This window comes from Streptomyces spongiae (assembly GCF_009377185.1).
In the GTDB taxonomy this organism is placed as follows: Bacteria; Actinomycetota; Actinomycetes; order Streptomycetales; family Streptomycetaceae; genus Streptomyces; species Streptomyces spongiae.
Window position 1 is genome coordinate 30,224 of the sequence record NZ_VJZC01000027.1, and the last position, 12,102, is coordinate 42,325.

7 protein-coding genes are annotated in these 12,102 nt (G+C 67.8%); 2 read left to right on the forward strand and 5 right to left on the reverse strand.

Annotated elements, in window-relative coordinates:
• Positions 1–72: 72 nt before the first annotated feature.
• The 5 genes from FNH08_RS06900 to ngcE all read right to left on the reverse strand — a co-directional run bounded on the left by FNH08_RS06900 (position 73) and on the right by ngcE (position 6,295).
• Positions 73–1,170 carry a substrate-binding domain-containing protein gene (locus FNH08_RS06900; RefSeq protein ID WP_152770361.1) on the reverse strand — a complete coding sequence of 366 codons (1,098 nt, stop codon included), beginning with the start codon at positions 1,168–1,170 and terminating at the stop codon, positions 73–75.
• Between the two features lie 133 nt (positions 1,171–1,303).
• The gene (locus FNH08_RS06905; RefSeq protein ID WP_322723895.1) at positions 1,304–2,503 is read right to left on the reverse strand and encodes an ROK family transcriptional regulator; all 1,200 of its coding nucleotides are present in this window, start codon (positions 2,501–2,503) and stop codon (positions 1,304–1,306) included.
• Between the two features lie 204 nt (positions 2,504–2,707).
• Positions 2,708–3,631 carry a carbohydrate ABC transporter permease gene (locus tag FNH08_RS06910; protein WP_152770351.1) on the reverse strand — a complete coding sequence of 308 codons (924 nt, stop codon included), beginning with the start codon at positions 3,629–3,631 and terminating at the stop codon, positions 2,708–2,710.
• A gap of 2 nt (positions 3,632–3,633) precedes the next feature.
• A complete protein-coding gene (locus tag FNH08_RS06915) occupies positions 3,634–4,560 on the reverse strand; it encodes a carbohydrate ABC transporter permease (protein WP_152770352.1) in 927 nt (308 codons plus the stop codon).
• Between the two features lie 283 nt (positions 4,561–4,843).
• Complete coding sequence (gene ngcE / locus FNH08_RS06920) at positions 4,844–6,295, reverse strand: N-acetylglucosamine/diacetylchitobiose ABC transporter substrate-binding protein (protein ID WP_152770353.1); 1,452 nt, start codon at positions 6,293–6,295, stop codon at positions 4,844–4,846.
• 500 nt (positions 6,296–6,795) lie between these two features.
• On the opposite strand from ngcE, the gene FNH08_RS06925 reads away from it, so the two are divergent.
• Both FNH08_RS06925 and FNH08_RS06930 read left to right on the forward strand, forming a co-directional pair.
• Positions 6,796–10,593 carry a GH92 family glycosyl hydrolase gene (locus FNH08_RS06925; protein ID WP_152770354.1) on the forward strand — a complete coding sequence of 1,266 codons (3,798 nt, stop codon included), beginning with the start codon at positions 6,796–6,798 and terminating at the stop codon, positions 10,591–10,593.
• A gap of 293 nt (positions 10,594–10,886) precedes the next feature.
• Positions 10,887–11,960, forward strand: a complete 1,074-nt coding sequence (locus tag FNH08_RS06930; RefSeq protein ID WP_152770355.1) for a lytic polysaccharide monooxygenase auxiliary activity family 9 protein — start codon at positions 10,887–10,889, stop codon at positions 11,958–11,960.
• Positions 11,961–12,102 lie beyond the last annotated feature (142 nt).

Here is a 12,102-nt window from a genome sequence, read left to right on the forward strand (position 1 = left end):
CGGCCCACATGAAGCCGGTCCCGTACGGGAGTCGCGGTGGACTCCCGTACGGGATGGGCGAGGTGCGGCTGCTTACTTGACGCCGGCCTCGTCGCAGGCCTTCTTGTACTTGGCCGTGCAGAGCTCGGCCGTGGTGTAGATACCGTCCTTGATGACGGTGTCGTTGATGTTCTCCTTGGTCAGCGAGACCACCGGGATGATGGCCGACGGAACGTCCTTGGCGCTGCTGCTGGAGACCTTGTCCTTGGCGACGGAGTCGAGCTTCTCGCCCTTGGCGAGCGCCACGGCCAGCTCGGCCGCCACGTTCGCCTCCTGCGGGTAGGACTTGTAGACGCTCATGAACTGCTCGCCGGTGAGGATGCGCTGCACGGCGGCGAGTTCGGCGTCCTGACCGGTGACCGGGACGTCGATGCCGGCGGCCTTGAGGGCGGTGATGATGCCGCCCGCCATGCCGTCGTTGGCGGAGTAGACGCCGATGATCTTGTCCTTCTTGAGCGCCGAGATCGCCGACTCCATGTTGGCGTTGGCGTTGTCCGGCGACCACTCCTTGGTGTCGAACTCGCGGCCGATGTTGACCTTGCCGTCGAGGACGGAGTGGGCGCCCTTCTTGAACATGGCGGCGTTCGGGTCGGTGACGGCGCCGTTCATCATGACGATGTCGCCGTCCTTGGCCTTGTCGCCCAGGGCCTCCAGCAGGGCCTCGCCCTGGGTCTTGCCGACTTCCTCGTTGTCGAAGGAGGTGTAGGCGCTGATCGGGCCCTCGGCCAGGCGGTCGTAGGCGACGACGGGGATGCCCGCGTCCTTGGCCTTCTGCACGGAGTTCTGGATGGCCTTGGCGTCCACGGCGTCCAGGATGAGCACGTCCACCTTGCTGGTGATCATCGTGTCGACCTGCTGGGCCTGGAGGCTCGCGTCCTGCCGCGCGTTGCTGTACAGGATCTCTGCCTTGTCGTTCGTGAGCTCCTTGACCTTCTTCTCGATCAAGGGCTTGTCGAACTTCTCGTACCGCGCGGTCTTGTTCTCCGGCAGGAGCAGGCCGACCTTGATGTTGTCGCCCTTCGCCGCGCCCGAGGACTCGCTGTCAGAGTCCCCCGACTCCTTGGCACTGCCACAGGCGGCCAGCGAGACGGCCATCGCACCAGCTGCAACGGCGACGGCGGCACGGCGCATACGCGTGTTCACTTCAGAAACCTCCCTGACGAGGCCGCGACACTGCGGCCGAGGTGACGGGAAGTCAACTCGGCCACACGTGCGACGTCAAGAAGTAAATCCTTAACGAGATGGCAACGGTGCCATTCGTTATCTAAGTGAAGGCAGGCGCGGCGGAGGACAGCGTTCCGTCCAAAAGTGTCGAATCCCCCATCTCGCTGAGGGCCAGCGCGAGGGCTCCGAGGACCTCGGCACGACCGCCCAATGCCCCTGGCAGCACGGAGAGTTGACGTGCCGCGCTGGGGATCGCGTACCGGCCGACGGACTCCCTTATGGGGCCGAGGACCAGCTCCCCGGACTCGGCGAGATCACCGCCGAGGACCACCCGGCTCGGGTTCAGCAGGTTGCAGAGGTTGGCGACTCCGCTGCCGATGTGACGGCCGACGTCGGCGATCACCCGGCGGCAGCCCGGGTCTCCGTCCCGTGCCAGCCTGACCACGCCTTCCATGGTCAGGCCGGTGCCGTGGCTGGACTGCAGGAGGGGCAGTACGTAGCGCGCGGCCGCGAAGGTCTCCAGGCAGCCGCGGTTGCCGCAGCGGCAGACCGGGCCGGACTCGTCCAGAGTGATATGTCCGATCTCGCCCGCCGTGCCGCCCGGGCCGCGGTAGATCTTCCCGGCGATCACCAGGCCGGCGCCGACACCGCTCGCGACCTTGATGTACGCGAGGTCCTTGACCCCGCGGCCACTGCCCCAGACCAGCTCCCCGAGGGCGCCCAGGTTGGCGTCGTTGTCCACGTGCACGGGCACGCCGAGCCGTCCCCGCAGCTCCTCGGCGGGCCGGGTTCCGGTCCAGCCGGGCAGGATGGCGGTGGAGCCGAGGGTGCCGGACTCCACGTCGATCGGACCGGGCACGCCCAGGCCGACGCCCGCGATCTTGTCGCGGTCCACTCCGGTGGCCGCGATCAGCCGGTTGACCAGCTGCTCCGCCCGGTCGAGGCCCTGCGCCGCGGAGGCGTCCACGTCGAGCGGCTCGGACTCCTCGGCCAGCACCTGGTGGGCGAGGTTTCCGATCGCGACGCGCAAATGCGTGTGCCCGAAGTCCACTCCTATGACGATGCCGGCGTCACCGCTCAGGGAGACGGCCCGGGCCCGCCTGCCGCCCGCCGAAGTGGGCGTGACCTCGACCGTTCCGCCGTCCTTGAGCTCCCGCACGATGTTGGAGACGGTCGCCGCCGACAGGCCCGTCGTCCGCGCGATCTCCGCCTGGGTGAGGGACCCGGCCAGCCGAACGGCTCGTACGACCCGCTCCAGGTTGGCTCGGTGCAGCGACGACTGCGACCCCGGAGTCTCCACGACGACCTCCTGCGCGCGGGACCGCTTCAGCGAGGCCCCGTCCATTTCCAACAAGTGAACTCTAAGTCGAGCTGTTCGGGGTCGTCCCGTCAAGAGGTTGAACCAGATCGGGGGCGTTGCACCTGCACGCGTACGCCGCCCCCGGAAGGCCGGGAACGGCGTACGGACAGCGAACGCGTCAGGGTGTCGGGGGCCGGAATCCTCCTACTTCAGCGCGCCCGCCGTGAGTCCCGCCACCACCTGCCGCTGGAAGACGATGTACGCGGCGAGCACCGGCAGCATCGCCATCACCAGCCCGGCGAAGAGACCGGACCAGTCGCCCTTGTAGCCCTGGCTGACGGCCAGCTGCACCAGCCCCTGGGTGAGGACGCGCTTGTCCGGGTCGGTGTTGAGCACCGTCGGCAGCATGTACTGGTTCCACTGCCCCAGGAAGTTGAAGATGCCCACGCTGATCAGGCCCGGCTTGGCCATCGGCAGCATGATCTGGAAGAACGTCCTGGAGTGCGAGGCCCCGTCCACGAACGCCGCCTCCGCCACCGAGGACGGCAGGGTGCGGAAGAACGCGGTCAGGAAGAACACCGTGAAGGGCAGCGAGTAGGCGATGTAGACGAGGATCAGGCCGTGGATGGTGTTCAGCAGGCCCATGTTGTTCACGACGTAGAACAGCGGGACCAGGGCGAGCATGATCGGGAAGCTCATGCCGCCGACGAACAGGTAGTAGATGAAGCGGTTGCCCGGGAAGTCGAAGCGGGCGAGCACGTACGCCGCCATCGAGCCGAGCACCAGCGTGCCGACGAGCGAACCTCCCACCACCAGGGCGGTGTTGAGGAAGTAGTCGCTCATGTTGGCCTGGGTCCAGGCCCGCGACCAGTTGTCGAAGTGCAGCTTGTCCGGCAGCGACCAGGGTGAGCTGAAGATCGACTTGTCGTCCTTGAATGACGTCATGACCGCCCACAGCAGCGGCATGACGACCATGAACGCCCACAGGACGAGCATCCCGTGGGAGAAGGCGTTGAGGAAGGTGCCTTCCTTCTTCTCCTTCGGTGGCCCTCCGGCCGGGGCGTCCACCTTGACGACGGGGGCACCGGACTCGGCCGGTACGGGGGCGGAGGCTTCGGTCGTCTTCATGATCAGTACTCCAGCCGCTCGCGCCGGCCCAGCCGCATCACGACGGCGGCGAAGGCCAGCGTGACGACGAGCAGGGCGACGCCGATGGTGGTGGCGTAGGCGGCCTGACCGTCACGGAACGCCTTCTGGTACACGTACAGGACCATGACGGTGGTCGAGTAGTCGGGGCCGCCGGGCCCGGTCGTCATGATCCCCACGACCGCGAACGACTCGGCGCCGAGGGCGAGGATGCCCATGTAGACCCAGCCGGACTGCACGGTGTCCCACAGCAGCGGCAGGGTGACCCGGAAGAACGTGGTGACGCGGTTCGCGCCGTCCAGCAGCGCGGCCTCGTACAGATCGGCCGGGATGGAGGCCATGCCCGCGGAGAAGAGGACCACGAAGAAACCGACCGTGGACCACACGAGCACCGCCATCACGCACCACAGCGCCAGGTTCGGGTCGCCCAGCCACAGCGGCTGGACGCTGTCGAGCCCGATCCCGCGCAGCAGGGAGTTGATCGCGCCGCTGTCCGGGTTGTACGCGAAGGCGAACAGCAGGGCGACGATCGCGATGGAGAGCACCTGCGGGAAGAAGTAGACGATCTTGTAGAACGAGGAGCCGCGGACACCGGAGATCACCGGTCCGCCCTTTCTCCGCCGCCCGCCCACATTGATCATGAAGGCGAAGAACAGCGCCAGTCCGAGTGTCACCAGCGGCACCAGCAACGCGAACAGGACGCTGTGCTGCAACGACTTCCAGAAGATCTTGTCGTCGAGCATCCTCGAGTAGTTGTCGAAGCCGACCATCTTGAACTCGGGACTCAAGCCCGTCCAGTCCGTGAACGAGTAGTAGATGGACTGGATGAACGGCCAGACGACGAAGAGCGCGTACAGCCCCAGGGGTACCGCGAGGAACCCCACGATGAACCGGTACTTGCCGTGCTGCATTACCACCGACCCCGATCTGCGCGCGGGCTCCGCTGAGGGGTCCTTGCACTATGAGCGTCCGATGAGGTCGCGTGGTCCGGTGCCGTGCATCGCAAGGCGCCGGAGCTCCCTCGGTGGGGGTCCCCCCGCTCGAGCGAAGCCGAGAGTGGGGGAGGAGCCACGTGGGCGTTTCGGCAACGCGGCGAGGTGCGGTGCCAGACCGCGCGACCCGGGCGGGCATAGTGCAAGGGCCCCTGAGGCCTGCCCGGCGCGCACACGCCGGGCAGGCCCGTCAGGCGGATCCTCACTGGTGCTTGTAGTGCTTGATCGACGAGTCCTTGGCGGCCGCGTCGGCGAAGCCCTGGATCTTCTTGATGGCTTCGGCCGGCGTGATGCGGCCGGCCATCATCTCGCCGAGTCCCGCCACACCGATCTGCTCCTTCTGGAGCTGCACGTACCAGTCCTGCAAGCGCGGGTTCAGCACGTTGTCGCCGGCCTTCTCCAGCGCCGCGACACCGGACTTCAGGCCCGGGGTGAGGCTGATGCCGTCCGTGCCGCCGTTGAAGGCGGTCAGTGACTTCACCTTGCTGGTGAAGTTCTTCGAGGACTCCTCGCTGAGCATGATGCGCAGCTGCTCCATACCGCCCGCGCCGTTCTTCGCCTTGGCCGGGACGACGAAGGGCTCGCCGCCGGAGGCCCAGATGGTGCCGAAGGGCATCTTGTCGGAGGAGTCGAGTCCGGTGGGCGCGGAGACGGCCAGGTCGAAGTCGCTCGGGATGACCTTGGCGGACTCGTTCTCCACCCAGGAGCCGTTCGGGATGAACAGCGCCTTGCCCTCGGCCCAGGCGGTCTGCGACTGGATGTGGTCCAGTCCCGGGGTGCCCTTGAGGACGTAGCCCTTCTTGTAGAGCTCGTAGTAGGCCTCGAAGCAGGCCTTGACCGCCGGGTTCTTCCAGGCGTTCGGCTCCAGGTTGTCGATGGCGTCGAGCACCTCGCGCCCGCCGACCTTGCCGATCATCGGGTAGAGCGAGAAGGGGAGGTAGTACGGGTACTTGCCCGCGTACGTCCAGCCCGCCATGCCCTTCTTCTTGGCCTTCTCGCAGACCGCGAGCATCTGGTCCCAGGTCTCGGGGTACTGCTCGTCGAGCGAGTCCAGGGCCTTCTGCGAGTACCAGACGCCGTACACCGTGTAGGCGTAGTACATGATCCACACCGGGTCGCCGTCGAACTGGCCCATCTCCACGATGCCGGGGCGCAGGGTGTCGCGGACCTTCTTGTTCGGGTCGTCGTAGGACGGGGAGTCCAGCAGCGGGGTGAGGTCGGCGAGCTGCTTCTTGCCGACCAGGACGCCCATGTCCATCTGCTCGGCGCCGGAGTTGTCGATGAGGTCGGGCGGGGTGCCCTGGTTGAACCGCGGCTGCAGCGTGGACTGGATCTTCTGGGTGGCGGAGAACTTGACCTTCGCCTTGGGGAAGCTTTTCTCGTAGATCTTCACGGCGTCCTGGGCGTACTCCTTGCCGAAGCCGCCGTCGAACAGGACGAACTCCATCTGGGCGGTGTTGTTGACACCCAGGGGGTTCTTCGCGGTCTTCTCCCCCGCCTTGGCCTTCTCCTCGTCGCCGCCACCGCCGCTGGCACACGCGGACAGGAAGCCCATCGTGGGAACGGAGATCAGGCCCAGCGCTGCGGAGCGCTTCATCAGATCACGGCGGCCGACGCCCTCGGGGCCGTTGGTCCGGTCGGTAGTGGATCCCATGCTCAAGTCCTCGCCTTCTCCAGGACTCAGGCGGTGAACCGGATCCTCCCGGCACCGCGGTCGGTTCGTGCTGGGGTCGTGCGTGAGGATTCAACAGGGGCGAGACGGCAGACGGCGCGTGTGACACGGCCCCTGGCCCCGTATTCCCCCCGGGTTGTGCCTGTCCACAGCCTGGCTCGGCTAGGCGGACGCCGACAGGTATAGTCCACTCCCCGTCAGCTGAGCAAGATCGAACGCAAGGTGGCCTGTGGTCTTTTCCGAGTTGAGACCTCGCGGAAATATGACACGACTGTGACCTTCCTGAGCGAAGATCCACACCACTTCGCCCCGATTCGACGTCACTTCTCCGGCGCGGAACCAGCCACAGAACGCCCGGATGCCACGTCCAACACCCTTGACACCACCCGGCACTTGAACCCCTACTAGTGCCTTGCGCAGCGAAGTTGACAACGTTGTCCATTGCTGATCGTTCCGATCAGGCGCAGGGAGGGTGCTCGCGCATGCGGCACAGATGGGGTTCCACGGCGGTGCTCGGCGCCGCCGCCTTCGCTCTCGTGACGGCCTCGCAGGGGGTGGCCGTGGCACTGCCGGTCGCGGCGGCGTCCGCGGACCGGGAGTTCCACTCGTCCTTCGAAACAGCTGATCCATCACCGGATTGGCTCAATACGGTCGATACCGCACCAGACGGCAGCAAAAGGTCATCCGGTGTCGACGGCGGCTTCAGCAGCGGCATCCCCGGCAATGTGAACGACCACGTCACGGACCTCCGGGCGAGCGGTGAGTACGCGGGCGCGGGCGAGGTGAAGGAGAACCTCGTCGACGGTGAGCCGACCACCAAGTGGCTGACCTTCGCCTCCACGGGCTGGGTCGAGTTCGACCTCGACGCCCCGGCCAAGATCGTGAAGTACGCGCTGACGTCGGCCAACGACCACGCCGAACGGAACCCGAAGGACTTCTCGCTCCAGGGCTCCACGGACGGCAAGGACTGGAAGACCCTCGACACCCGGTCGGGCGAATCCTTCAGCGAGCCGTTCCAGACGAAGACGTACGACATCGGGGGCGGCCCGGCCGAGTACCGGCACTTCCGGCTGGAGATCACCAGGAACAACGGCGCGTCCGACGCCACCCAGCTCGCCGACGTGCAGTTCTCCACGGGCGGCAGCGGCGATCCCCTCCCCCAGGACATGCTCTCGCTGGTCGACCGCGGCCCCAGCGGCTCCCCCACCGCCAAGGCGTGGGCGGGCTTCACGGGCAAGCGTGCGCTGCGGTACGCGGGCCGGCACACGGCGGACGGCCGGGCGTACTCGTACAACAAGGTCTTCGACGTCGATGTGGCCGTCGGCCGGAACACCGAGCTGGCGTACCGGATCTTCCCGTCCATGGCGGACGGCGACCGCGACTACGACGCCACCAACGTGTCGGTGGACCTCGCCTTCACGGACGGCACCTACCTGAGCGATCTCGCCGCCACCGACCAGCACGGCTTCGCGCTCACCCCCCGCGGGCAGGGCGCGGCCAAGGTGCTGTACGTCAACCAGTGGAACAACGTGGCGTCACGGATCGGCTCGGTCGCGGCCGGCAAGACGGTGGACCGGATCCTGGTGGCCTACGACTCGCCGAAGGGCCCGGCGAAGTTCCGGGGCTGGCTCGACGACGTGGCCCTGCGCGTCGCCGCCCCCGAGAAGCCGAAGGCCCACCTGTCGGACTACGCGCTGACGACCCGCGGCACGAACTCCAGCGGCGGCTTCTCCCGCGGCAACAACTTCCCCGCGACCGCCGTGCCCCACGGCTTCAACTTCTGGACACCGGTCACGAACGCGGGCTCCCTGAGCTGGCTGTACGACTACGCACGGGCGAACAACGCGGACAACCTGCCCACGATCCAGGCGTTCAGCGCGAGCCATGAGCCGAGCCCCTGGATGGGCGACCGGCAGACCTTCCAGGTGATGCCGTCGGCCGCGTCGGGCACCCCGGACAACGGCCGCACGGCACGCGCGCTGGCCTTCCGGCACGAGAACGAGACGGCGCGGCCGTACTACTACGGCGTCCGCTTCGAGAACGGCCTCAAGGCCGAGATGGCGCCCACCGACCACGCGGCGGCGCTGCGCTTCACCTACCCGGGCGACGACGCGAGCGTGCTCTTCGACAACGTCACCGACCAGGCGGGTCTGACCCTCGACAAGGAGAACGGGATCGTCACCGGCTACTCGGACGTCAAGTCCGGGCTGTCGACGGGCGCGACCCGCCTCTTCGTGTACGGCGTCTTCGACGCACCGGTGAAGGAGGGCAGCTCGTCGGGCGTGAAGGGCCACCTCCGCTTCGACGCGGGCGCCGACCGCACGGTCACCCTGCGCCTCGCCACCTCGCTCATCAGCGTCGACCAGGCGAAGGACAACCTGCGCCAGGAGATCCCGGACGGCACGTCCTTCGAGACCGTGAAGACGCGGGCGCAGCGCCAGTGGGACCGCGTCCTCGGCAAGGTCGAGGTGGAGGGCGCCACGCCGGACCAGCTGACGACGCTGTACTCCAGCCTGTACCGGCTGTACCTGTACCCCAACTCGGGCTTCGAGAAGGTGGGTTCGACGTACAAGTACGCCTCCCCGTTCTCGCCCATGCCCGGTCCGGACACCCCGACGCACACGGGCGCGAAGATCGTCGACGGCAAGGTGTACGTCAACAACGGCTTCTGGGACACCTACCGGACGACGTGGCCGGCGTACTCCTTCCTCACGCCGAACCAGGCCGGTGAGATGGTCGACGGCTTCGTGCAGCAGTACAAGGACGGCGGCTGGACCTCGCGCTGGTCCTCCCCCGGCTACGCGGACCTGATGACGGGCACCTCGTCGGACGTGGCGTTCGCGGACGCGTATGTGAAGGGGGTCGGCTTCGACGCGAAGGCGGCCTACGACGCGGCGGTGAAGAACGCGACGGTGGTCCCGCCGTCAGCGGGCGTGGGCCGCAAGGGCATGGCCACCTCCCCCTTCCTCGGCTACACGAGCACCGAGACGCACGAGGGCCTGTCGTGGGCGCTGGAGGGCTACCTCAACGACTACGGCATCGCACGTATGGGCCAGGCGCTCTACAAGAAGACGGGCGACAAGCGCTACAAGGAGGAGGCGGCCTACTTCCTCAACCGCGCCCAGGACTACGTGAACCTGTTCGACAAGAAGGCCGGCTTCTTCCAGGGCCGCGACGCGAAGGGCGACTGGCGGGTCGAGTCCAGCAAGTACGACCCGCGCGTGTGGGGCTACGACTACACGGAGACGAACGGCTGGGGCTACGCCTTCACCGCCCCGCAGGACAGCCGGGGCCTGGCCAACCTGTACGGCGGCCGGAGCAAGCTGGCGGAGAAGCTCGACGAGTACTTCGCCACGCCCGAGACCGCCTCGCCGGAGTTCAAGGGCTCGTACAGCGGGGTCATCCACGAGATGACGGAGGCCCGTGACGTCCGGATGGGCATGTACGGCCACTCCAACCAGGTCGCCCACCACGTCAACTACATGTACGACGCGGCCGGACAGCCCTGGAAGACACAGAAGAACGTCCGCGAGGTGCTGTCCCGCCTGTACACCGGCAGCGAGATCGGCCAGGGCTACCACGGCGACGAGGACAACGGCGAGCAGTCGGCCTGGTACCTCTTCTCCGCGCTCGGCTTCTACCCGCTGGTCATGGGCAGCGGCGAGTACGCCATCGGCTCCCCGCTGTTCACCAAGGCGACCGTCCACCTGGAGAACGGAAAGGACCTGGTGGTCAGGGCCCCGAAGAACAGCGCGAAGAACGTCTACGTCCAGGGCCTGAAGGTGGACGGCAAGAAGTGGACGACGACATCGCTGCCCCACTCGCTGATCGCGAAGGGCGGGACCCTGGAGTTCGACATGGGCCCCAAGCCGTCCTCGTGGGGCACCGGCCGGAACGCGGCGCCCGTCTCGATCACCCAGGACGACGCGGTGCCGTCACCGCGCTCGGACGTGACGAAGGGCGAGGGGGCGCTGTCCGACAACACGTCGGCGACGGACGCGGCCGTGTCGTCCGTGGACCTGCCGGTCGACGGCGGGACGAAGGCCGTCCAGTACACGCTGACCTCGTCCTCGGACCGCGCCAAGGCACCGACCGGCTGGACCCTCCAGGGTTCGTCCGACGGCAGCACGTGGAAGACCCTCGACCGGCGCACGGGCGAGTCCTTCCAGTGGGACAGGCAGACCCGGGCGTTCTCGGTGACCACCCCGGGCACGTACACGCAGTACCGCCTGGTCCTCTCCGGTGAGTCGACGCTGGCGGAGGTGGAACTGCTGGGCTGACCACCGCCGACGGCACGGGCGGGCTCGGGGGCGACTCCGGGCCCGCCCTCGTGTTGCCCGGCGCCGCTCGCCCGGCGCCAGGCTTCAGGCGGCGTGCGTCAGGCGTTTACATGTGAGCCGCTCAGCGCTAGCTTTCGAAATAGGTGTGGTGGGAGCGCTCCCATAGCGGTGGACCGGAACCCGCCCCTCGGAACGCTCCCACCTCCCCGCACGCGGAGGCGCCGCACCGCACCCGGCGCCCCCTGCGCGCACACGCACGTTCCTCATGGCTGTACACTGAAGGAGCGTTTGTCATGCACGTGACAACCTTACGATCGATACTCCCCAAACGCCACAGAGCCCTCTTCCTCGTCCTGCTCGCCCTGGTCACCACGATCCCCGCGCTCGGCCTGGTCGTGACGGCGGGCAGCGGTGAGGCGGAGGCCCACGGCACCCCCATGAAACCGGGCAGCCGCACCTTCCTGTGCTGGCAGGACGGGCTGACCGACACCGGTGAGATCAAACCGGTCAACCCGGCCTGCAAGGCGGCGCAGCAGGTCAGCGGCACCACGCCGTTCTACAACTGGTTCTCCGTGCTCCGCTCGGACGGAGCGGGCCGCACCCGCGGCTTCGTCCCCGACGGCCAGCTGTGCAGCGGCGGCAACACCAACTTCACGGGGTTCAACACGCCCAGCAAGGACTGGCCGCTGACCCACCTCACCTCGGGCGCGACCGTCGACTTCTCGTACAACGCGTGGGCGGCGCACCCGGGCTGGTTCTACGTCTACATCACCAAGGACGGCTTCGACCCGACGAAGACGCTCACCTGGAACGACATGGAGGAGCGGCCGTTCCTGAGCGTCGACCACCCGCCGCTGAACGGCTCCCCGGGCACGGTCGAGGCCAACTACTCCTGGCGGGGTCAGCTTCCCGCCAACAAGTCCGGCCGCCACCTCATCTACATGGTGTGGCAGCGCTCCGACAGCCAGGAGACCTTCTACTCCTGCTCGGACATCGTCTTCGACGGCGGCAACGGCGAGGTGACCGGCGTCAAGGAGCCGGGCAACCCCACCGACCCCGTACCGGGCCAGTGCTCGGCGACCCGCCGTACGACGGGCAGCTGGAGCGGCGGCTACCAGTCCGAGGTGACCGTCAAGAACACCGGTGACGTGCCGATGCTGGGCTGGATGGTCGACTGGACGCTGCCGAGCGGGCAGTCGGTCAGAAGCCTGTGGAGCGGCAACGCCACCTACAGCGGACAGAACGTGATGGTCCACAACGTCGACTGGAACGGGTCGCTGGATCCGGGCGAGAGCACGACGTTCGGGTACGTGGCGGACGGCTCGGGAGGTGATCCCGCCACGAGCCTGGCCTGCCGGGTGGGCTGAGGGCCCTCCCGGCCGGTCGCGGAGCCGGGGCGGCTCGGGGCGGACCGGGTGCGCGGGCGATACCTGCTCACCCGGTCCGCGAGCCGTGCCGGTCCCCGGGGGGAAGGGGCCGACACGGGTGGGGCCTGGCTTGAGGTGACTG